The organism is Glaciimonas sp. GNP009, assembly GCF_054343755.1.
The window spans coordinates 220,751-244,701 of sequence record NZ_JBTGUV010000004.1; the positions used below are offsets into that span (position 1 = coordinate 220,751).

General features: G+C 47.6%; 20 protein-coding genes. 3 read left to right on the plus strand and 17 right to left on the minus strand.

Features of this window, described 5'->3' with window-relative positions; all coding sequences use genetic code 11:
* Nucleotides 1–97: 97 nt before the first annotated feature.
* Nucleotides 98–2,506, minus strand: a complete 2,409-nt coding sequence (gene ppsA, locus ACXX82_RS02085) for a phosphoenolpyruvate synthase (RefSeq protein ID WP_416186890.1) — start codon at nt 2,504–2,506, stop codon at nt 98–100.
* Between the two features lie 303 nt (nt 2,507–2,809).
* On the opposite strand from ppsA, the gene ppsR reads away from it, so the two are divergent.
* Complete coding sequence (gene ppsR, locus ACXX82_RS02090) at nt 2,810–3,655, plus strand: posphoenolpyruvate synthetase regulatory kinase/phosphorylase PpsR (protein ID WP_322239570.1); 846 nt, start codon at nt 2,810–2,812, stop codon at nt 3,653–3,655.
* Between the two features lie 103 nt (nt 3,656–3,758).
* Here the strand turns inward: ppsR and ACXX82_RS02095 are convergent, their stop codons facing one another.
* The 16 genes from ACXX82_RS02095 to rpsB form a co-directional block, all read right to left on the minus strand.
* The gene (locus tag ACXX82_RS02095; protein WP_458562300.1) at nt 3,759–4,547 is read right to left on the minus strand and encodes a TrmH family RNA methyltransferase; all 789 of its coding nucleotides are present in this window, start codon (nt 4,545–4,547) and stop codon (nt 3,759–3,761) included.
* Nucleotides 4,548–4,619: 72 nt separating this feature from the next.
* Nucleotides 4,620–5,246: a ribonuclease HII gene (rnhB, locus tag ACXX82_RS02100; RefSeq protein WP_322239574.1), complete on the minus strand. Its 627-nt coding sequence runs from the start codon at nt 5,244–5,246 to the stop codon at nt 4,620–4,622.
* A 206-nt stretch (nt 5,247–5,452) separates the two neighbouring features.
* Nucleotides 5,453–6,610 carry a lipid-A-disaccharide synthase gene (lpxB, locus tag ACXX82_RS02105; protein ID WP_458562301.1) on the minus strand — a complete coding sequence of 386 codons (1,158 nt, stop codon included), beginning with the start codon at nt 6,608–6,610 and terminating at the stop codon, nt 5,453–5,455.
* Between the two features lies 1 nt (nt 6,611).
* Complete coding sequence (gene lpxA, locus ACXX82_RS02110) at nt 6,612–7,400, minus strand: acyl-ACP--UDP-N-acetylglucosamine O-acyltransferase (protein ID WP_322239579.1); 789 nt, start codon at nt 7,398–7,400, stop codon at nt 6,612–6,614.
* Nucleotides 7,401–7,405: 5 nt separating this feature from the next.
* Nucleotides 7,406–7,912, minus strand: a complete 507-nt coding sequence (gene fabZ / locus ACXX82_RS02115; protein ID WP_322239581.1) for a 3-hydroxyacyl-ACP dehydratase FabZ — start codon at nt 7,910–7,912, stop codon at nt 7,406–7,408.
* Nucleotides 7,905–8,960: a UDP-3-O-(3-hydroxymyristoyl)glucosamine N-acyltransferase gene (gene lpxD, locus ACXX82_RS02120; RefSeq protein WP_458562302.1), complete on the minus strand. Its 1,056-nt coding sequence runs from the start codon at nt 8,958–8,960 to the stop codon at nt 7,905–7,907. Before lpxD ends, fabZ begins: the two co-directional genes overlap by 8 nt.
* Nucleotides 8,961–8,983: 23 nt before the next feature.
* A complete protein-coding gene (locus tag ACXX82_RS02125) occupies nt 8,984–9,505 on the minus strand; it encodes an OmpH/Skp family outer membrane protein (RefSeq protein ID WP_416186840.1) in 522 nt (173 codons plus the stop codon).
* Nucleotides 9,506–9,564: 59 nt separating this feature from the next.
* Nucleotides 9,565–11,952 (minus strand): outer membrane protein assembly factor BamA, encoded by a 2,388-nt coding sequence (gene bamA, locus ACXX82_RS02130; RefSeq protein WP_458562303.1) that lies wholly within the window; start codon nt 11,950–11,952, stop codon nt 9,565–9,567.
* Nucleotides 11,953–12,058: 106 nt separating this feature from the next.
* The gene (rseP, locus tag ACXX82_RS02135; protein ID WP_458562304.1) at nt 12,059–13,426 is read right to left on the minus strand and encodes an RIP metalloprotease RseP; all 1,368 of its coding nucleotides are present in this window, start codon (nt 13,424–13,426) and stop codon (nt 12,059–12,061) included.
* Nucleotides 13,426–14,595, minus strand: coding sequence for a 1-deoxy-D-xylulose-5-phosphate reductoisomerase (ispC, locus tag ACXX82_RS02140; RefSeq protein ID WP_458562305.1), 1,170 nt, complete (start codon nt 14,593–14,595; stop codon nt 13,426–13,428). Before ispC ends, rseP begins: the two co-directional genes overlap by 1 nt.
* Before the next feature lie 8 nt (nt 14,596–14,603).
* Nucleotides 14,604–15,437, minus strand: a complete 834-nt coding sequence (locus ACXX82_RS02145) for a phosphatidate cytidylyltransferase (protein ID WP_458562306.1) — start codon at nt 15,435–15,437, stop codon at nt 14,604–14,606.
* A complete protein-coding gene (gene uppS / locus ACXX82_RS02150; protein ID WP_322239593.1) occupies nt 15,437–16,201 on the minus strand; it encodes a polyprenyl diphosphate synthase in 765 nt (254 codons plus the stop codon). The genes ACXX82_RS02145 and uppS overlap by 1 nt, the downstream gene beginning before the upstream one ends.
* A 228-nt stretch (nt 16,202–16,429) precedes the next feature.
* A complete protein-coding gene (gene frr / locus ACXX82_RS02155; RefSeq protein ID WP_322239595.1) occupies nt 16,430–16,990 on the minus strand; it encodes a ribosome recycling factor in 561 nt (186 codons plus the stop codon).
* Nucleotides 16,991–17,163: 173 nt separating this feature from the next.
* The gene (gene pyrH, locus ACXX82_RS02160; protein ID WP_322239597.1) at nt 17,164–17,880 is read right to left on the minus strand and encodes a UMP kinase; all 717 of its coding nucleotides are present in this window, start codon (nt 17,878–17,880) and stop codon (nt 17,164–17,166) included.
* 266 nt (nt 17,881–18,146) lie between these two features.
* Nucleotides 18,147–19,028, minus strand: coding sequence for a translation elongation factor Ts (gene tsf / locus ACXX82_RS02165; RefSeq protein ID WP_322239599.1), 882 nt, complete (start codon nt 19,026–19,028; stop codon nt 18,147–18,149).
* A gap of 194 nt (nt 19,029–19,222) precedes the next feature.
* Nucleotides 19,223–19,975: a 30S ribosomal protein S2 gene (gene rpsB / locus ACXX82_RS02170; protein WP_322239601.1), complete on the minus strand. Its 753-nt coding sequence runs from the start codon at nt 19,973–19,975 to the stop codon at nt 19,223–19,225.
* 374 nt (nt 19,976–20,349) lie between these two features.
* Between rpsB and map the strand changes: the two genes are divergently transcribed.
* Nucleotides 20,350–21,153: a type I methionyl aminopeptidase gene (gene map, locus ACXX82_RS02175; protein ID WP_322239603.1), complete on the plus strand. Its 804-nt coding sequence runs from the start codon at nt 20,350–20,352 to the stop codon at nt 21,151–21,153.
* A gap of 200 nt (nt 21,154–21,353) precedes the next feature.
* Nucleotides 21,354–23,906 (plus strand): [protein-PII] uridylyltransferase, encoded by a 2,553-nt coding sequence (locus tag ACXX82_RS02180; protein WP_322239604.1) that lies wholly within the window; start codon nt 21,354–21,356, stop codon nt 23,904–23,906.
* Nucleotides 23,907–23,951: the final 45 nt, after the last annotated feature.

Consider the following 23,951-nt stretch of genomic DNA (forward strand, 5'->3'; position numbering starts at 1 on the left):
AAATGCGAGCATTTTGCTCGCATCTTTATGGAAAAAAACTTAATTGAAGCAGCTTTAAAACCTGCTTCGAGGTCAAATCAACCTACAGATGGCAATGTTATTGCGCTGCAGCGAGATTCTTCCATGTATCAATGACAGTATCGGGATTAAGCGAAATTGACTCGATACCTTGCTTCATCAACCACTCGGCAAAGTCTGGATGATCAGATGGACCTTGACCACAAATACCGACGTACTTCCCTTTTGCCAGACAGGTCGCGATGACCTTGCTCAACAACACTTTGATGGCAGGATCACGTTCGTCAAAGTCAGCTGCTAATAACTCCATGCCAGAATCACGATCAAGACCTAGGGTTAATTGAGTCAGATCGTTGGAACCGATGGAGAAACCGTCGAAATGCTCAAGAAATTCTTCAGCCAAAATAGCGTTGGAAGGCACTTCACACATCATGATGACGCGCAAACCGTTCTCTCCACGTACGAGGCCATTTTTACCCAGTAAGCCAATGACCTTTTCGGCTTGGCCAACTGTACGCACGAACGGCACCATGATTTCAACGTTAGTCAAGCCCATGTCTTCGCGCACACGCTTCATCGCCTGGCATTCCATTTCAAATGCTTCAGCAAAATCTTTAGACAAATAACGTGCAGCTCCACGGAATCCCAACATCGGGTTTTCTTCATCTGGCTCGTAGCGTGAACCGCCGATGAGTTTTTTGTACTCGTTCGATTTGAAGTCTGACAAACGCACGATCACGGTCTTAGGCCAGAATGCTGCGGCGATAGTCGCAATCCCTTCAGCCAACTTATCAACATAAAACGCTTTAGGTGACGCATGACCACGCGCTACCGATTCAACGGCTTTCTTCAAATCTGCGTCGATATTCGGGTACTCCAGAATCGCCCGTGGATGCACACCAATATTGTTATTGATGATGAACTCAAGACGCGCCAGGCCAACACCGCTATTTGGAATCGACTGAAAGTCAAAAGCCAACTGTGGGTTACCGACGTTCATCATGATTTTCAATGGCAGCTTCGGCAATTCACCGCGTGCCACTTCAGTCACTTCTGTTTCCAGCAGGCCGTCATAGATCTTGCCTTCATCACCTTCAGCACAAGACACCGTGACAAAAGTACCATCGACCAGAACATCGGTTGCATCGCCGCAGCCAACGACAGCCGGAACACCCAGCTCACGCGCAATAATCGCCGCATGACAGGTACGACCACCACGGTTGGTAACAATCGCAGCAGCGCGCTTCATGACCGGCTCCCAGTTAGGGTCGGTCATGTCGGCAACCAATACATCACCCGGTTGCACACGCTCCATATCCGCAGCATCGTGAATCACGCGAACTGGGCCAGCGCCGATTTTTTGTCCGATAGCACGACCGGTTGCCAACACGTTACTGCTACCTTTGAGCTTAAAACGTTGCTGTGCATCAGTTGGTTTTTCTTGCGACTTCACGGTTTCTGGACGTGCCTGCAAAATATAAATTTTGCCATCGCGACCATCTTTGCCCCATTCGATATCCATCGGACGCTCGTAGTGCTTTTCGATAATGGTGGCGTACTTTGCCAACTCAACGATTTCAGCATCATCGAGCGAGTAACGATTGCGCATTTCAATTGGTACGTCAACGGTGCGGACCGAACGGCCAGCTTTTGCTTCGCCAGTGAATTCCATCTTTATCAGCTTCGAGCCGATATTGCGACGAATAATCGGCAATTTGCCTTTTTCCAGCATTGGCTTATGGACGTAAAACTCGTCGGGATTAACCGCGCCCTGAACCACTGTTTCGCCCAAACCATAGCTCGACGTGATGAACACGACGTCTTTAAAGCCAGATTCGGTATCGAGCGTGAACATCACACCAGCTGCTCCCAAGTCCGAACGCACCATGCGCTGCACGCCCGCTGAAAGGGCAACTTCAGCATGAGTGAAACCTTTATGGACACGATATGAGATCGCACGATCGTTATACAACGACGCGAATACATGCTTCATCGCTTCGAGAATATTTTCAATACCGACCACGTTGAGGAAAGTTTCCTGCTGGCCCGCAAACGATGCATCTGGCAAATCTTCAGCTGTCGCTGAAGAACGCACGGCAAAAGACATCTCGCTGGACGAATCAGCAACCAGGCGCTGGTAAGATTCTTGAATATCTTTTTCAAGCTGCGGTTGAAATGGCGTAGCAACGATCCATTCACGAATTTCAGCACCGGCTTGCCCTAACGCCCGTACATCTTCCACATCTAATGTTTCAAGACGATCGGCAATGCGTTGCGCCAATGATAATCCGCCGTTGGCACTGTAAGACAGAAAGTCTCGGAAAGCCTGCGCCGTAGTAGCAAAGCCACCCGGAACCCGCACTCCAGCGGTTGCAAGCTGGCTAATCATTTCACCCAGCGATGAATTTTTTCCGCCGACGGTATCAACATCCGTCATTCGCAGATTTTCAAAGGGAACAACGTAAGCCGCTCCCTGGGCAGCGCCCATCTGTATTGCATTTGACATAACAACCTCTAGTTTGATGATAAGAAATCTTTAAGTGCATGCGCGTAACCATTCTCTTTTGTTATGCTCTGGCAGGTCGCGCTAATTTATCTGTTGGTCGCCATTTTATGTCAATTCGCAACTAAAGTGAGAACTAGACTAGTAACAGAATGTGCCCATTGTGAGCAATTTGATCATCAAGGCTCTTTATGCCAAGGTCTTGTATCATGTACTCTATCACTGCGAACAGTATTAGGATTTAGTTAGATTTCCCTCTTTTTAACCGGTTTTTTTCTCATATACACTATGTCAGACGCTCCAACGCTTCCACTGCCAGCCGCAAACCGCACTGTCTTTTTTGTTTCCGACGGCACCGGCATTACCGCCGAAACGTTCGGGCATTCGGTCCTGACACAGTTTGAACTGCGCTTTAAGCAGGTGCGGCTGCCGTTTATCGATACGCTCGATAAGGCTTACGAGGCGACGCGCAGAGTCAACGAAGCATTCGCTACAGATGGCAAATTACCAATTGTTTTTTCTACATTGGTAAAAACAGATTTGTCAAAAGTCATACAGCAAGCCAAGGCTATGCATATGGATTTGATTCAAACTTTTGTCGAGCCACTGGAAAAAGAGTTAGGAATTAAATCAACTCATACCGTCGGTCGCAGCCATAACACTGCAAATTCCGAGGAATATAAGAATCGAATCGAAGCAATTAATTTTTCGCTGGCGCATGACGATGGGCAGTCGAACAAAAATCTGGCCGATGCTGACGTTATTCTGGTTGGTGTGTCACGCTCAGGCAAAACACCAACTAGCTTGTATCTGGCGATGCAATATGGCATTAAGGCGGCAAATTATCCGTTGATTCCCGAGGATTTCGTCCGCGAAAAATTGCCAAGTGGCCTAATGCCATTTAAACAAAAAATCTTCGGTCTGACTATTTTGCCGGAGCGACTGTCCGAAATACGTAATGAACGACTTCCAGGTAGTAAGTATGCCGCGCTTGCTAACTGCCGCTATGAAATCAATGAGGCGCAAGCCATGATGCAACGTGAGGGAATAAGGTGGATGTCATCAACCACCAAGTCAATTGAGGAGATCGCCGCGACCATCCTGCAGGAGATGAAAACAGAAAATGATGGATAGTATGAGTCGATCAGCCAACCAATCTGCTTACCGGTATTATCCCGCTATAACGAGGTAATGCTTTATTCGAATCAACGTAGCTTGATGACATGGCTGGCAACCGTTAATAAGGCTGTGATTGGCGCACTTGCTCAAAAAAACAAATAGCGGCAGCGGCGGCGACATTGAGTGACTCCATTTGTCCCAAATGGGGAATAACAACCCGCTCGCTGGCTTCTGCCAATAAATCCTCAGCAACGCCCTGCCCTTCATGACCGAACAGCCATGCCACAGGCGTTTTCAGGTCTGCCTGAAACAGACTCTTTTGGGCATAGGAACTGGTTGCCAAAACCGGTATTTGTGCATGCGTGACGATCGCTAACAAATCGACATTCTCAAAAATCTCAAGCAAAAAATGGGCCCCCATACCAGCACGTAGTACCTTTGGCGACCAAGCATAGACAGTGCCAGACGAACAATAAACCTGTTTGATGCCAGCGGCGGCGGCGCTACGCAAAATAGAACCGAGATTACCAGGGTCTTGCAGATTATCGAGCAACACCGCAGATTGGGTGATGGCGTCCGGCACAAAAAATTGCGGTGTATCGACGACAAATAATAGCCCTACTCCATGCTCCACCTGGCTCAGAATAGTAAACTGCGCGTCAGAAAAGGCAACACACTGAACGCCTCCTGACTCACAACGAGCAATCAAAGCTGCCGCTTCCGGGTGCAACAATGCGCTTTCGCTAGCAACGCATAACGATGGGAAGCCGTAATGTTGTAGATATGACTCGGTTAAGTGGACGCCATCCAGCAAAGACTTACCCAACTTGCGCCGCGTTTGTGAGCGGGTAGCCAGCAGTTTCAATTCTTTATACAGAGAATTATAGGGGGAGGTAATCAGTTTCATATTGGCGAAAGGTGAGGATTGCAGCTAACTTGTGGCACATCGGACATTTTAAGACGATTAAGGTACGCGAACTTAAACTGCACGTTCAAGCAACAACATTGCGCGAACCGGAGCATACGATTTACGATGGACTGGCGATACACCGTGTACACGCAGCCGCTCCAGATGTAATGCGGTCGGGTAGCCTTTGTGCTGATCGAAGGCATAGAGCGGATATTGCGCGTGCAAAATGTGCAACGCCGCATCACGCGCAGTTTTAGCGAGTATCGATGCAGCCGAAATCGCTTGAACCTTGTCATCCCCCTTCACAATCGCCTCGGCACGAATGCTCATAACCGGACAACGATTGCCGTCGATCAGCGCGAGCGTCGGTGGCATCGACAACCCTTCGACAGCACGCTTCATCGCCAGCATACTTGCCTGCAGAATATTTAGGGTATCGATCTCTTCCTCGCAGCATTCCGCAATCGACCAAGCTAACGCACACTCTTTAATTTGCACCGCCAATAGTTCGCGTCGCTCTGCTGTCAACTTTTTGGAATCACGCAGGCCGATAATAGGACGGGATGGATCAAGTATGACGGCTGCAGCAAAAACCGGCCCCGCGAGCGGTCCACGCCCTGCCTCGTCAACGCCACAAACAATCTCGTCTGGGTAGTCATAATCAAATAGCGGCAGATCAATGTCAGAAATTTTCAAATTAGTGTCCAACTATCTATAAAAAAATTCATAATAGTGCAATGTCGATACGATATCGGCAGACAAGGCGGCTTAGAAATCAAAGACACGCCAGCACTTTAACTTTACCAGTCACGGTCTTCAACTCTGGCAGAGCGCAGCATAACTCGCAACGCCTGGTCATTTAAGCAGCTCAATACATCGGGTATAATAATAAGAAGACATAATTAATACTGATCAATGATTTTCAATACTGCTTGTGCACTCTCGTTCGCGGTATCGCGTAACAGCGCGATGTGCATCTCAGTAAAACGCTCACGCAACATCTCTTGAAGCGCTACGTCTTGCAATTGGCTCCACAACGCGTCAGCAAGCTTTTGCGGCGTTGCCGCATGCTGCAATAACTCTGGCACCAGAAATTCCCGGGCCAAAATATTTGGTAGTCCGATCCATGGCTGATAGCTCATGTGGCGCAATATTTCCCAAGTGGCACGCATCATCTTGTAAGCAATCACCATCGGTTTTTTGTACAGCGCGACTTCGAGCGATGCCGTACCGGATGCCACCAGAACAGCATTCGCTGCTTCCATTGCAACATGTGACTGACCATCAAGCAATTGGATTTCAACATCTTGCAAGCCAGCTTCTTTGATCAACTCGATAAACAAAGCGCGCTGTTTCGGGCCAGCCATTGGCGCTATAAAACATATATTTTTATCACGCGCTGCCAGCATTTTGGCAGCACCGACAAAACTGACTGTGTTGTAACGAAGCTCCGACATGCGGCTGCCCGGCAAAATTGCCACGACCGTAGCATTGGCTGGCAATCCTAGCGTGACACGTGCCCCCGCGACGTCCGGCACCATTGGAATGACTTGCGCGAGCGGATGGCCCACATAAGTTGCAGGAATTCCAGCCTGGCGATAAATTTTTTCTTCGAATGGAAATATCACCAGCATATGCGAACCGGAGCGTGCAATTTTCTTGATCCGCCCGCCACGCCAGGCCCAAATTGATGGACCGATAAAATGGACTGTGGGAATACCCGCGTGATTGAGTTGCGTTTCTAGTCCAAAATTAAAATCGGGAGCATCCACCCCAATAAAAATATTTGGCTTTTCGATGAGTAAGCGATCTCGCAAAGCGACCTGAATTCCTTTTAGCTCTCGATAGTGGGCGAGTACTTCAAATAAGCCGTTTACCGCTAGCTTATCCATCGCCCAATGACTAACGAATCCATAATCTGCCATCTTGGGACCACCGATGCCGTACATCAAAGCCTCCGGCAATTGTGGTCGCAACCCAGATAACAAACAACTCGCTAACAGATCGCCCGAGGTCTCTCCGGCCACCATTGCAATCGAAACAGGTGATATGTCCGGCACGTTAGCGAATAATGCCGCGTTGAGAAGAGCTGATGAATTCGCGCAGCATGCGAACATACTCGGCTGAGTCAGGAGACTTTAACTCTTCTGCCTCTAGCGCAGCTTTGGCTTCCTCTAAAGGTAATCCTGAACGATAAATCAATCGATAAGCACGCTTAATCGTCATGACCTGTTCGCTGCTAAAACCACGTCGTCGCAAGCCTTCGCTATTAATCCCCGCAGGAACTGCCCGATTACCGGCAGCTGTTACAAACGGGGGGACGTCCTGGCTGACTGCCGCAGTAAATGCAGTCATTGCGTGAGGGCCGATACGGCAAAATTGATGTATTGTGGTGAATCCCCCAAGCAAAACCCAGTCGCCCACGTGCACGTGTCCTGCCAATGTCGCATTATTTGCTATGACTGTATGACTGCCAATTTGACAGTCATGTGCAACGTGAACATAAGCCATTACCCAATTGTCATCACCTAACCGCGTGACACCGACATCCTGCGATGTCCCCAAATTGAGCGTTACAAATTCGCGGATTGTATTGCCGCTTCCAATCTCAAGGCGCGTCGGTTCGCCAGCGTATTTTTTGTCCTGTGGCGCTGCACCAATCGAGCCAAATTGAAAAAATGTATTATCACGACCAATGCTGGTATGCCCCTCAATCACAACATGTGGCCCAACCTTGGTTCCGGCATCGATAGTGACATTCGGCCCAATGATCGAATAAGCACCGACTTCGACCGTACTATCAAGTACAGCGCGGGAATCAACAACTGCGGTAGAGTGAATTCGACTCATCGAAATCACGCAGAAATATTAGCCGGAGCAACAGGAGCGACGGCATGTTCAGGCGTTACGGCATGGCGCATGGTGCACATAAATTCTGCCTCCACAGCAAGCTCTCCATCTACAGTGGCAATCGCTTTGTATTTCCAGATTCCACGTACCACGCGCAGAATTTCAACCTCTAGTTTGATCTGATCCCCGGGTTCGATAGGGCGACGGAAGCGCGCCTTATCTATACCTAGAAAATAGACCACAGTATTTTCGTCCGGTTTGCGGCCTTCACTCAAAAAAGATAATAACGCGGCTGTTTGCGCTAATGCCTCAATGGTTAATACACCGGGCATAACCGGTTTGTTCGGAAAGTGACCGTTAAAGAACTCTTCGTTGATCGTGACATTTTTGATAGCAGTAATCGATTTACCACTTTCCCAGCGCAATACCCGATCCACCAGTAATAACGGATAGCGATGCGGTAAGTATTCTTTAATCTGGCAAATATTGAGACCGTTATTAAGACTATTCATTATCTTTTTCTGTAAGCTGTTTAATGGAATTTTCCAAGGCCCGGATTTTCTGTCGTGTGGCGCTCAAATTGCGCACCAGCGCTGCCGATTTTTCCCAATCGCCATGCTTTGCAATTGGATAGAAACCCGTGTATTGACCTGGCTCCAAAATAGAACGTAAGGCGAGTGTACCGGCTGAAACGTGCACATGATCAACGATGGTGATATGACCATGTATCATAGCCGCGCCACCGATAGAGCAATATTTCCCAATCTTAGCGCTACCGGCAATGCCTGCACATGCAGCAATAGCAGTGTGCGCACCGATATGGCAGTTATGGGCAATCTGGATCTGGTTGTCCAGCTTAACCCCTTCTTCAATAACGGTATCGGATAAGGCTCCGCGGTCAATCGTCGTGTTTGCGCCAATTTCAACATCGTCCCCGATCATCACACGACCGGTTTGTGGAATTTTAACCCAAGTTCCTGCATCGTTCGCAAAACCGAATCCATCGGCGCCGATTACCGCACCCGAGTGGATGATACCGCGCTGACCAATTTCACATTCTGCATAAATCGTGACATGTGCATGTAATCGGGTCATCGACCCTATTTTTACAGCACGACCAATCACACAGCCCGGGCCGATATGCGCATGATCAGCAATCACCGCCTCTGCATCAATAACAACGTTCGCACCAATATATGCGGTCGCCGCTATGCTTGCAGATGGATCTATAACGGCAGAAGGATGAATACCGGCATTCACCAATGGCGCATTTAGCTCCACAAAAATTTGCGCAACGCGCGCAAAGTAAGCATAGGGATTTGTAACAACAATACGTGTTCCCTGAAAGCCTACACTGAGGAAGGCATCATCCGCCACAGACAAAACGATGGCCGCTGCCTGACTTTGGATTGCTTGAGATCGAAACTTGGGATTGGAGAGAAATGTAATTTGTGTTGCCGTTGCATCACTTAACGGCGCAATGCCGGATATCGCAATATCCGCATCGCCAATTAACTGGCCGCCCAAGCGTTCGACCAGTTCTTTCAGCCGAATGCTCATTGTGGCCTCATTTAAAAACTAGATTACTTATTGAGTGCTTTCAGCACTTTATCGGTAATGTCAATACGTTTATTCGCGTATACAGCATCCTGAAAGACGATATCGTAATTTTCAGCATCTGCAATTTGCTTAATTACCTTATTGGTCCGCTCCAGCACAATGGCCAACTCCTCATTCCGACGCTGGTTCAGATCCTCTCGAAACTCACGTTGTTTACGTTGAAAGTCTTTATCCAGATCAGCTAGTTCGCGTTGACGCTTTAATCGCTCAGATTCCGGAATTGTTGCAGAATCCTTATCTAACTTGTCAGACATACCCTTCAGGCGAGCAGCCAGATCCTGCAAATCTTTATCGCGCTTGGAAAACTCAGCCTGAATTTTAGCGTCTGCAGCCTTGGCAGGTGCAGCCTCACGGAAAATCCGTTCGTTACTAACAAAAGCGATTTTTGAACCCTCCTGCGCATAAACAGCCGCGCTCGAGGTCAGACAAAGTGCCAAAACCGCAGCCAATTTCAGCGATCCGAATGATGTAGTAAGAGACTTCAAAGCCGTTCTCCGCTATTCAAATTAAACATTATGCCATTCTTGTACAACAGTGCCATTTCTTAGAATCCTGTGCCTAACTGAAACTGGAAATGTTGCACTTTATCAGAAACACTTACACCATCTATAATTTGAGTTTTAGCATTCAAAGGCATACCCCAACTCAACTTCAATGGGCCAATCGGAGAGACCCAGCTCAAGCCGAAGCCAGTTGAGTACCGCAAGTCTTTGAAAGACATTGGCGTCTTATCAGCAAATACCTGACCGCCGTCCAGAAACGTAAACCAACGTAACGTACGATCATTGCCAGAACCAGGGAACGGAAACTGCATCTCGAGGTTACCAAATATACGCTTAGAGCCACCAAGTGAGTCGCCATATTGATCGACCTTCGAGCCGAGTGTTGAAGCTTCGTAACCGCGTACGGTTCCAATACCACCAGCATAATAGTTTTTGAAGACTGGGTAAGCCTGACCAAATAGCCCTGCACCGTAATCAACTTCGCCGTTCATTGCCAATGTCACGGCATTACCAAATAGCGGTTGGAAGTATTGATGCTGATAACTTGCTCTGTAGTAACGCAAAGTACCAACAGCAGATACTTCCAGATTAGCACGCTGATAACGGCCCTTTGTCGGAACCAGAGCGCTATCACGACTATCACGTTGCCAAGCTACAGTCAGAGGGAAACTAGTTGTCGCTGCCGAACTTGGACTTCTAAGGAAGCCCGTCGCAGGGTCAATTCTGCCATTACCGAAATCGGCCACATATTGCTGATAAAGGCTCGGGCTCAGACCATCCGCATATACTTTGGTATTTTCAACACCAATGCCGAAGAAAATCGTGTCAAGTTCTGAAAACGGAACACCGAACTTGACATCACTACCAAGAGTACGGACTTTATAGTCACCCTGCGTGTACACGGAAGGACTCACTGTGCGCAAGTACAAATCATACGTCCGACTGACGCCGTCGTCGGTGAAGTACGGATTGGTCTGCGATACGGCAATAGTCCGATTAGTGTGACTAGTGTTGACTTCCAAGCCTACCGTGTTACCACTACCAAACGCATTCTGTTGCTGAATAGAACCGGTTAAGCTGACTTTGTCGGCTTGTGAAAAACCTGCACCAATCATAATGTTACCGGTCGGCTTTTCGGTCACCGTCATGTTGACATCAACCTGATCCGTGGTCCCTGCGACTTCTGGCGTATCAATATTCACATCTTTAAAATAACCCAGGCGATCAACCCGATCACGCGATAATTTAATATTTGAACCGTCATACCATGAATCTTCAAATTGACGGAATTCACGACGCACCACTTCGTCACGGGTCTTGGTATTGCCAACCACATTTATGTGACGCACGTAAACCCGTTTACCAGGGTCGACCGTAATGGTAAACGCGACTTCCTTTTTATTCCGATCTAATATCGGATTAGCATTCACATTAGCAAATGCATAGCCGAAATTACCAAGGCGCTCTGAAATTTTCTTCGTAGTGTCGGTTAACTTCTGGCCGGAAAATACCTCACCTTTTTTCAGTTGTATTAATGACTTAAGCTCGTCTTCACGACCGAACATCTCACCTTCCAACTTGACATCAGATACTGTAAATTTATCGCCTTCATTAATATTTAAGGTAACGTAAATATCTTTTTTGTCTGGTGTAATTGATACTTGGCTAGAATCAATCTGCATTTCGATATAACCACGGTTCAAATAATACGAACGCAAGGTCTCTATGTCGCCAGCCAGTTTTTCTTTGGAATATTGATCAGCCTTGGTGTACCAGGTAAACCAACCTGGCGAACGCAAATTAAGTTGTTCTCGTAACTTATTGTCAGAAAAGACTTTATTTCCAACAAAATTAATTTGCTTGATGCGAGAAACGTCTCCTTCATCAACCGCAAAATTAATGTTAACGCGATTTCGCTCAACTGGCGTTACCGTCGTTGTGACTTTCATACCGTACAAACCACGCGACAAATACTGACGCTTCAACTCTTGCTCCGCGCGATCAACTAAAGCCTTATCGTAAATACGCGACTCACCGACGCCGATCTGCTTCAGGGCTTTGGTGAGCTGGTCTTTATCAAATTCTTTGGTTCCAGAGAATGCAACGCCAGCAATTGCAGGTCGCTCCTCGACCATAATCACTAGTACATTGCCATCCGACTCCACTCTGACGTCTTTGAAGAAACCAGTGGCATACAGCGCTTTAATGGAAGCTGTTGCCTTTTCGTCGTCGAAAGTTTCACCGACACGCACCGGGAGGTAATTGAAAACGGTACCAGCCTCGGTCCGTTGGATACCTTCGACACGAATATCCTTGATCACAAAAGGCTGCACAGCCAGCGCCTGTCCTGAACAGAGAGCGAAGGCCGCGATTGCGATCAAACGACGGGGAAGAATCGACAAAGGGAAATGCTGGGAATGTAATTTCATTAGCGATCGTTTGTTATCAATGTCCTCGCCGACCACGATTGTCGGACAAGAAGAAAAAACTTGAGATGAACCTCACTATTTGAGAAGCATGTAGCGAGGCTCAACACTAAAATATAAGGCGAACGATGTCATTAAACATAGCAACTGCCATTAACGTCATCAAAATGCCAATACCTGCACGTTGAGCAATTTCTCCAAAACGTTCAGGAACGGGACGTCCGGTCAAAACTTCCACCGAATAATACAGCAAAAGGCCCCCATCTAAAACCGGGATAGGGAGCAAATTCATGACACCTAAACTGATACTAATAAAAGCAATAAAGCTGAGATAACTAATTGCGCCAATACGTGCAGTTTGCCCTGCGTAGTCCGCTATAGTAATCGGACCAGTAATATTTTTCCAGGAAACCTGACCAACCAACATTTTTCCCAGCATTTTTAAGGTCAAAACGCTGCTATCCCAGGTTTTTTCGGCACCTTTTACCAGCGCTGCCAACGGCGTACTACTGGCAACAATCATTTCTGGCGCTAATGGTACCTCTACTTTAATCTGGCCGAATGTCTCGCCTTTATTTTCTTGCCGGGCTGGCGTCACTTCGAGTTGAAAAACCTGACCCTCACGCAATCCTGCGATGGTGAGCTTTTTATCTGGTGAGGAACGTACCTTTTCAACTAATGCCAAGCCATCATCAACCGCAAGACCATTAACACTCGTAATTAAATCACCCTCACGTAACCCAGCCTTCATAGCAGGCCCATCAGGCATGACTTTGCCCAGTACCGCTTTTGGTCGTGCCAGTGAAATCCCCAACTTCCCTAAAAAATCACCCTCTAGCTCCTTAGCGCTAATACTGTTTAACGGTAAAGTGACAGTATCCAATACATTTCCGCCTGAAGGTCCAGTATTCGGGTGCTGAACATCCAGCTTCACACTACCTTTTTCAAGCGCAACCTGCATCAGCTTCCAGCGAAGGTCTGACCAAATCTGAATAGGCTCACCATCCACCGCGGTCACCAACTCACCACCACGTAAGCCAGCTTGATAGGCTACAGATTGCTCTGGGACGGCGCGTAATTTAGGTGTCGGCTCTGGGATGCCATGGATGTATAAACCAGCGAATAACAAAATAGCGAGCGCAAAATTCGCTAGCGGCCCAGCAGCAACAATCGCTATACGCCGCCATACGGACTGATGCGTGAACTCACGCTTAAGATCTGCCGGAGACATGGCGCTAATGTCTTGCTCGCGCGCATCAAGCATTTTTACATAGCCGCCTAATGGCAACAGGGAGATCGCCCATTCGGTCTGATCTGGCCCAAAGCGGCGTGAGAAGACCACTTTTCCCATCCCGACAGAAAAACGCAAAACCTTCAGGCCGCACAAACGTGCGACCGAGTAATGACCGAGTTCGTGAATGATGACTAATGAACCCAACGCCACCAGAAAAGCTAAAATTGTTTGTATGAAGGCCATCAGGAGATTAATGAGCGAACTGCAAGACGAGCCACATGATCCTGCTCAAGCAGTGAGTTAATATCGGTTACCGTGCATAACGGCAACTTGTCCATAGTACGGGCGATTAATTGATCTATCATGCGAAATCCGATTTTTCCATCAAGAAACGCTTCGACAGCGACTTCGTTCGCTGCGTTTAATACCGTCGCCGCTGATCCCCCTGCCAACAACGCATCATACGCGAGTTTCAAACAAGGGAAGCGAGTCAGGTCAGGCTTAGTAAATTGCAATTGACCGATTATAGTCAGATCAAGTGGAGCAACGCCAGAGGAAATACGCTCAGGGTAAGCCAAAGCATAAGCAATCGGCGTGCGCATATCAGGATTACCTAATTGCGCTAAAACAGAACCGTCCACGTAGGACACCATCGAATGAATAACACTTTGGGGATGGATCACCACCTCAATTTGACTCGCTGGCGTACCAAACAACCAATGCGCCTCGATGACTTCGAGGCCTTTGTTCATCATGGTCGCTGAATCGACTGAAATTTTTCGCCCCATTACCCAGTTAGGATGGGCAACTGCTTCTGCTGGCGTGACTAATTCGAGCGTCTCGACCGCTCTTCCGAGAAATGGACCACCAGATGCCGTCAACAGAATCTTGACAATTCCCGCAGCACTCGGATCACGCTGATATCCGTGTGGCAGGCATTGAAAAATCGCATTATGCTCGCTGTCAATCGGCAAAAGCGTTGCGCCACTGATGCGCACGGCATCAATAAACAACTGGCCCGACATGACGAGCGCTTCTTTGTTCGCCAACAGGATTTTTTTTCCGGCATACGCTGCTGCCAGCGATGGTGCCAATCCTGCGGCACCAACAATCGCAGCCATGACCGTGTTGCAAGACGGTGAACTCGCCACTTCGCACAAGGCTTGCTCACCGTAAGAAACCTGTGTTTTTAAGCCTTTTGAAAGCAGTAGCCGTGACAATTGAGAGGCCGCTTGCGCAGTACCCACAACAGCAACCTGCGGCCTGAATTGTTCGCACTGCTCTGCCAGCCGCTCAATCCTGCTATGCGCGGTCAACGCGTAAACGGCATACCGCTCAGGATGGCGCGCAAGCACATCGAGCGTGGATACACCTATTGAGCCGGTTGAACCGAGAATTGTAATATTTTGCATGAGCGACCTTAAAACCAGTAACCCAATAATGCTACCAACGGGAGCACAGGAATCAACGCATCAATTCGATCTAAAACGCCGCCATGCCCCGGTAACAGTTGACTGCTATCCTTAAAGCCGGCACGGCGTTTTAATAATGACTCAAATAAGTCCCCTATTACACTCGCCATTACCAATATTGTCATGACACCAAATAAGCCAGGCCAACCCCACACCAGGAATAGCTGCACAGGAAAAGTATCTGCTAACGGTATCGCTGCAGGAGAAACGCAAATGAGGCTGGCGATCACCAACACAAATACCCAGCCTCCAATCGCCCCCTCCCACGATTTACCCGGCGAAATGGACGGTGCTAACTTACGTCTCCCAAACGCTTTGCCACAAAAATAGGCGCCAATATCTGCAACCCACACGATGGCCATCACTGAAAGCAAGTAAATTGGAGAATGCAGGAAAAGTCCGAGGATAGCAAGAAAACAACCAAAAATCGAGATCGCGTAGGTGAATCCAACGATGCGATTACCAACACTGTTGAGCGCCGGCAATCCTAAACCCAAAGAAGGCGTAAAACGCAGACACCAAAGCGCTACGCAAAGAGCAAATAGCGAACCCAGATTGGCACCATTGCCTTTTACCAATACCAAAATGAGTAAGATCATTGCAGCAGCGGCACAAGCTAACGCACGCTGGCCAGTGACGCCAAAAAGCCGCGCGCACTCCCAAATGGCAGCGGCAAAAAAAAGTACGGCGACAATAGCAAACGCAGGAAAAAAATTGAGATAAAGAATCGGCAATAACACTGCCAATAGTAACAACGCTGTAATTACACGCGTTTTAAGCATCAAGACGCCTTTTTATGTTTTACCAATTGCTCACTGGTACGCCCAAAGCGACGCTCACGCTGCTGATAAGAGGCAATCGCCTTATCTAGTTCAGCGGCGTCAAAATCAGGCCAATAAGTATCCGTAAAATAGAGTTCGCTATACGCTAATTGCCATAGCAAAAAATTGGAAATCCGCTGCTCACCGCCAGTGCGAATAAATAGGTCTGGTTCCGGCGCATAAGCCATAGCCAGATGCTCAGCGAGTTGATCTTCAGTAAACGACAACCCGTTGTCAGGGATACCTTGGGCCAACATCTTTTTTACAGCCTGCATAACGTCCCAACGACCACCATAATTTGCACAAATGGTGACAGTTAAATTGGTATTGTTCGCAGTTTTACGCTCAGCATTGGCAATCATATCCCGCAACTTAGCGTCAAAACGACTCAGATCACCAACCACCTTCAGACGAATTCCATTGTTATGCATTTTTCCAACTTCACGTTCGAGCGCGGTAACAAAAAGGCGCATTAATAATGACACCTCTTCTTCAGGACGTCGCCAGTTCTCAGAACTAAATGCAAACAAAGTGACAAACTCGACACCAAGCTTGGCACATGTCTCTACAATATTACGAACCGCCTCGACGCCTTTACCGTGCCCCGCAAAGCGTGGCAAAAATCGGCGCGTAGCCCAACGGCCGTTGCCATCCATAATGATAGCTATATGCCGAGGCACTACCGCACTTGACGGCACTGAAAGCGTCGAACTTGAATAAGTCATGAAAAATGAAATAAGAATGATTGTTTAGAGCCTGCTGCTTCGAATCGTCCGTAAAATTCTCGGTACCGATTTAGAATCTTACTACGCAGACTTGATCGGAATGCGGGAGCAGCACAAAAAATTTCACTTACAGAAAAATTTCTTCTAGTAAACGTCTGTTCATGTGCCGCTCGTCAATCCATTGATGGCTGCTTACAAAATATCCTGAATCGGACATCCAGCAATACTTTACACCGTCAAAATTTCTTTTTCTTTATCTACGACCTGCTTGTCTACATCGGATACCGCTTTGTCTGTCAGCTTCTGAATTTCATCTTGGGCGCGTCGCTCGTCATCATCGGAGCACTCTTTATCTTTAACGAGTTTTTTTAGCCCTTCATTGGCGTCTCGACGAATATTACGTATAGCAATTTTCGCATCTTCTGCTTCGCTTTTGACGAGTTTGACCATTTCTTTACGACGTTCTTCCGTCAATGCCGGAGTCGGAACACGAATGATCTCTCCTTGCGTCGATGGATTCAGGCCTAAATCAGCTTCCCGAATCGCTTTTTCGATGACAGCAATCATCTTCTTTTCGAATGGCTGTACACCGATGGTACGGGCATCAATTAAGGTCACACTTGCGACCTGGCTCAAAGCCGTGGGGCTACCGTAATACTCAACTTGAACATGGTCCAATATGCCGGTATGGGCACGGCCGGTACGTACTTTGGCCAAATCTGCGCGCAAAGTCTCAAGGGACTTCTGCATTCTCAGATCGGTACTTTTTTTAACGTCAGCAACGCTCATGCTGCTCTCCTATTCGTAAGCCTTAGGCTTTAATCTTTGAATAACTTAATTTAAAAAACTGCCTAATATTCAGCTATACCGTCCACTAAACATTCCAAGATATCATTCTAGAATGAAGACCCTGCGGAGATACCATGCAGGTCCACCCTCACACGCGTGAACAGGTTGATATTTTAAACGTGAACCAGCGTACCCTCATCTTCACCCATAATCACGCGCAGTAACGCGCCCGGTTTATTGATAGAAAATACTTTAATGGGTAGCTTTTGATCGCGGCACAACGCAAACGCCGTTGCGTCCATTACTTGCAGATGCTTAGTAATAACTTCATCAAAAGTAATAGTGGTGTAGCGTGTCGCGGCAGGGTCTTTTTGAGGGTCTGCGCTGTAGACGCCATCAACTTTGGTCGCTTTAAGCACTATTTCAGCGCCAATTTCGGAACCGCGCAACGCCGCCGCCGTATCCGTAGTAAAAAATGGGTTACCAGTACCTGCTGCAAAAATCACTACTTTATCTTCTTCCAGATATTGCAACGCTTTTGGTCGTACATATGGTTCTACCACTTGCTCGATACTGATCGCCGACATGACGCGTGCAGTCAATCCGGCTTGACGCATAGCATCTGCCAGCGCTAGTGAGTTCATCACTGTTGCCAACATGCCCATATAATCTGCCGTGGCGCGATCCATTCCTTCTGCACCGGGTGCCACACCGCGGAAAATATTTCCGCCGCCTATAACAATCGCCAGTTGCACACCTAGCGCTGCAATTTCGGCAACATCGGCAACCATACGATCGATAGTCGCTCGATTGATGCCATAGGCATCATTGCCCATCAGGGCTTCACCGGAGAGCTTAAGGAGAACACGCTTATATGCTGGTTTGGTCATGGTCTGAGTCCTTCGTTCTATCCGATTAACAATTAATTATTACGTATTTTTATTATTACACTAGCTATTCGAGGCTACTATTTTTTAAATTAGCCACAACTTAGCCGTACAAATTACAACTTTGCGCCTGTAAAGTAAATCCGCCCCATTAAACTGCAGGCGATTTGCAGTCACAAAATGCTTGTCGCGCCATTTAGTCCACGTATGGATCAAAAAATTCCCGACAACAGAAAAAACGGGCCTTCCGGCCCGCTTTTTCCTATTATTTAAGCTTGTCCGGCTGCGGCAACCGTTGCCGCAACCTCTGCAGCAAAGTCATCTACTTTTTTCTCTATGCCTTCACCGACCACAAACATCGCGAACGACTTAACGCTGGCATTTGCCTCTTTAAGCATTTGTTCGACGGTTTGTTTGTCGTTTTTTACGAACGACTGATTCAATAAAGAAACTTCTTTCAAGAACTTCTGTACCGAGCCTTCAATCATCTTTGCAGCGATTTCAGCAGGTTTGCCAGATTCTGCAGCCTTCAAAGTCGCTACCGAGCGTTCTTTTTCGATCAGTTCCGCTGGCACTTGATCCGAAGACAACGATACTGGCTTCATTGCAGCAATATGCATAGCAACATCTTTTCCGACTTGCTCATTCGCAGCGTCGTACTCAACCATTACACCAATACTGGTGCCGTGAATATAAGAAGCGAGTTTGGCAGTGGTTTCAAAACGCTGAAAACGACGAATCGACATATTCTCACCGATACGACCAATCAATTCTGTACGGCAAGATTCGACAGTACCTCCATTCAATGGCAAGGCGGATAACGCAGCGATGTCAGCTGGATTATTTTCCGCTGCCAACTTGGCGCAAGCGTTAACCAATGCGATGAATTCGTCATTTTTGGTTACGAAGTCTGTTTCGCAGTTAACTTCTACCAAAGCGCCAACGCCGCCAGTGATATAAGCAGCAACAACGCCTTCGGCTGTAATCCGGGAGGCTGCCTTCGAGGCTTTTCCACCTAATTTAACACGCAAAATTTCTTCTGCTTTGACCATGTCGCCTTCGGCTTCCGTCAACGCTTTTTTGCATTCCATCATTGGCGCATCAGTTTTTGCGCGCAGTTCACCAACCAGTGCTGCAGTAATTACTGCCATATTATTCTCCTAGAATTGGGGCGGGTAAGGCGCTTTCGCCATCTGGTCGCTTAAGTCACTTGTGAGGCTAAAACCGTCAAGAACTAGACCGAACCATCATCCGCACACCAGTCAAAAATATTCGGGATATACAAAAAAAGGGGCCATCGCTGCCCCCTTTTTTTGGTTGAAGTGTGTTACCTCAATCTCAGGATTTACGCCTGATCGTTAACTTCAACGAACTCGTCACCAGCATTAGCCTTGATCAACTCAACTACATCATTAACAGCGTTAGCACGGCCTTCAATGATTGCATCAGCAACACCACGAGCGTACAAAGCAATTGCTTTAGACGAATCGTCGTTACCAGGAATAATGTAAGTTACGCCTTCTGGTGAGTGGTTGGTATCAACAACGCCGATCACCGGGATTCCCAGTTTTGCGGCTTCAGTGATAGCGCCTTTGTGGTAACCGACGTCGATAACAAAGATTGCGTCAGGAATGCCGCCCATATCCTTGATACCGCCAATAGCTTTTTGCAATTTGATCATTTCACGCTGGAACATCAAACCTTCTTTTTTGCTCAGATTTTCTACTGAACCGTCAGCGATCGAAGCTTCCATTTCTTTCAGGCGCTTGATCGAAGTCTTGATGGTTTTGAAATTAGTCAGCATACCGCCCAACCAACGTTGATCAACGAAAGGTGAACCTGAACGTGCAGCTTCAGCAGCGATGATTTCACGTGCCTGACGCTTTGTACCAACAAACAGGATGTTGCCGCGATTGGATGACAATTGGCGAATATACTTCATCGCTTCTTGGTACATACCAAGGGTTTTTTCCAGGTTGACAATGTGAATTTTGTTACGATGACCGAAGATGTAAGGTGCCATCTTTGGGTTCCAAAAACGAGTTTGGTGACCAAAGTGAACACCGGCTTCCAGCATTTCGAGCATTGTTACGGACATAATTTTCTCCAGGGTTGGGTCTGGAATCTGCTCAGTCACCAGATTTGTATATATACATATACAAGAAGGGCACCCTTTTCGAGCGGATTCGCGATTTAAAACAACGAGTTACGACGTTACTATCTTAAGTGCTAAACAAAATAATGCAACGCTGCCTGAATAGCAATTCCAGCCAGCCCAAGATTCTACCTCAAAACAGGGTAATGCTTCAAGTACCCAATGCCTGTTTACAGCGAAGCTAAGCCAGCTCGACTATAATTAGGGCTAAATTAGGCAAGCTGCCGAATCTCAATTTAGCTGGGACTACCATTCCCTCTATTTTTTATGATTCTTTCGACATTATTTTGTCATTCTTTTCCCACATTTATTCACCTATGTCCTCTATTTCAATTAAAACATCCGAAGATATCGCCGGTATGCGGATTGCTGGCAAACTCGCCTCGGAAGTTCTTGATTACATTACTCCTTACGTTAAAGTCGGCGTCACTACCGGTGAACTGGATCGTCTTTGCCATGAATACATGACAAATGTTCAGGGAACCATCCCAGCGCCATTGAACTATTGCCCCCCAGGTTACACGCCCTATCCAAAAGCAATCTGCACATCAGTAAATGATGTGATTTGTCATGGTATCCCTGGCGATAAGGTTCTTAAAAACGGTGATGTCGTGAATCTTGACATTACGGTTATTAAGGACGGCTATCACGGCGATACAAGCCGCATGTTTTATGCGGGCGAACCGTCAATCATGGCAAAACGTCTCGGTGATGTGACATATGAATGCATGTGGCTTGGGATTGCCAAAATTAAACCCGGCGCGCATTTGGGCGATATTGGCTACGTCATTCAACAACATGCAGAAAAAGCCGGATACAGTGTTGTTCGCGAATTTTGCGGGCACGGAATCGGCAAGGTATTTCACGAAGAGCCTCAAGTGCTGCACTATGGACGTCCTGGCACTCTCGAAAAATTAGAAGCAGGAATGATTTTTACCGTCGAGCCAATGATCAATGCCGGGCGCCGCGACGTTCGCGAAATGGGCGACGGCTGGACCATCCGTACAAAAGACCGTAGTTTGTCGGCTCAATGGGAGCACACAGTTCTGGTGACGGAAACAGGTTATGAAATTCTGACAAAATCGGCTGGAACGCCACCGCCGCCGGCTTTCATCGTGTAAGCTGGCGCTACAAAATTTATTGCCATATTAATCATTGCGTTACTCGGCAGGCCGGTTTCAATCCTGGATTGACAACTGCCTCCCGAGTTTTTCGTTAATGTGCGCTTGTGATTTGGCGCGGGAAGTAATCGTATCATTCGTCAATATAGCAATCGTTCCAGCTGTCCCAACCGCCTTTTTCCGCTCCCTTTAGCAAAGCTATGTCGACACTTGCCAAAACCCTAAAAAATCAACTCAAAACTGAACGGCAAACGGTCATCAATGCTTTTTTAGTCAACGGCAAACCCGAACCGCTACTGAAGCAATTACGACAAAGTGTCGATACCGCTCTGACGTTAGCGTGGAAAATACTCCAGTTACCCGCCTCCGCCTCATTGGTTGCAGTAGGCGGGTATGGTCGGGGGGAGTTATTTCCGCATTCTGATGTCGATCTATTGATTTTATTAGAAGCGGTACCCGATGCTGAGCTAAAGAACAATCTGGAACAACTTGTTCAATTATTTTGGGACATTGGCCTGGAAATTGGCCATAGCATCCGTACGATAGACGAATGCATGACCGAAGCTGCTGCCGATATCACCGTCAAAACCAGTTTGCTGGAGGCCCGACTGGTCACTGGCAACAAGCACCTTTTCTCTGAGTTACAAAAACGGTACGACGCAGCGATGGACCCACGTGCCTTTTTTCAAGCAAAAAAACTGGAAATGCGGCAACGCCATGTGAAGTTTGAAGATACCGCGTTCAGCCTTGAGCCCAACTGCAAAGAAAGTCCGGGCGGCCTGCGTGATTTGCAGGTGATATTGTGGGTCGCCAAGGCCGCGGGCCTAGGTGACTCATGGACTCAGCTTGCCAAGCGATCTTTGATTACAGCCACTGAAGCACGGCAGCTAAGACAAAAAGAACGAGCGTTCAAAGACATCCGCATTCGTCTGCATATTCATACTAATCGCCGCGAAGATCGACTGGTGTTTGACGTCCAGACACCAATCGCTGAAACCTTGGGTTTCAAGACAACCGAGACCCGACGCGCCAGCGAATATCTGATGCAGCGCTATTATTGGGCCGCTAAAGCGGTCACACAGTTAAATTTGGTGCTTTTGCAAAATATTGAAGGGTATCTGTTCCCACAGCCCATAGTTCCTCGGCCAATTAACGAACGTTTTAATCAAATAAACGGGCTAATTGACATAGTCGCGGATAATCAATTTGAGACCATGCCGTCCACGATGCTCGAACTATTCTTGCTTATCGCGCAGGATACCAGACTTAAAGACATGACCGTGCGTACGCGCAGGGCTCTATGGCATGCGCGCGCAAAGATTGATGCTGCGTTCCGTCGAAATCCCTACAATCGCTCATTATTTTTGCAAATTATTCAAGCACCGCAAGGAATAACCCATGCTCTACGCGGGATGACTGAGACCGGTGTTTTGGGGCGCTACCTCCCCAATTTTCGTCGCATCGTAGGTCAAATGCAACATGACCTGTTTCACGTCTATACAGTCGACCAGCATATTTTAATGGTGGTTCGCAACGTGCGCCGCTTTACGATGAGCGACCATGCACACGAATATCCCTTTTGCAGCCAGTTAATTGCCAACTTTGCGCGCCCCTGGATACTTTATGTAGCGGCGCTTTTTCACGATATCGCAAAAGGTCGCGGCGGCGATCATTCCCAACTCGGCATGGCCGATGCCAGCCAATTTTGTCAGCAGCACGGATTGACGGCAGAAGACACCGAGCTCGTGGTCTTTTTGGTGCAACAGCATCTGACGATGTCTCAGGTGGCGCAAAAGCAGGATATGTCAGATCCTGACGTTATTTTGCAATTTGTTAATACGGTCAAGGATGAACGTCATCTAACAGCGCTCTATTTACTGACCGTCGCCGACATCCGTGGAACCAGTCCCAAGGTTTGGAACGCCTGGAAAGGCAAGTTACTAGAGGACTTATATCGCATCACCCTAAGAGTATTAGGGGGTGAAAGCCCCTCCACTGATCGTGAACTAAAGAATACCCAAGAAGATGCATTGAGGACATTGCGCTTATATGGCTTGCCCAATGATGCGCATGAGCCATTGTGGGCGCAACTGGACGTAGCGTACTTTCTACGCCACGATGCCGCCGATATAGCCTGGCAGACGCGTTCTTTCTACACACTCGTCAATAGCCCGAAACCAATCGTTAAGGCCCGGCTCGCGCCAATCGGCGAAGGCTTGCAAGTGGCTGTGTACACGCCCGATGAAACCGATTTGTTTGCACGTATTTGCAGTTATTTTGATAGCAAGAATTTCAGCATTCTGGATGCGAAGATTCATACAACCAAACATGGATATGCCCTTGATACATTTTTATTGAGTGCGCCGTTGTTCGCCAAACATTATCGCGATATTATTAATCTGATTGAGCACGAACTGACCGAGCAACTTGAGGCGCGTGGTCCACTACCTGCGCCGACTCGTGGTCGGTTGTCACGGCTGTCACGTACCTTTCCGGTTACGCCAACAGTTGACTTACGGCCAGACGAACGGGGACAATATTATTTATTGGCTATCACTGCCAATGACCGCGCTGGTTTGCTTTATTTGATCGCGAACGTACTCGCCAAATACAAAATTAATTTACATACGGCCAAAATTATGACGTTGGGCGAACGCGTCGAGGATGTATTTTTAGTCGATGGCAATGCGCTCAATCATAATCGCCTGCAACTACAACTCGAAACCGATTTACTCGATGCTTTGCAGATTTAAGCCTTATTTTATTTTGCTTTCACCATTTTTTACCTTTACCTGATT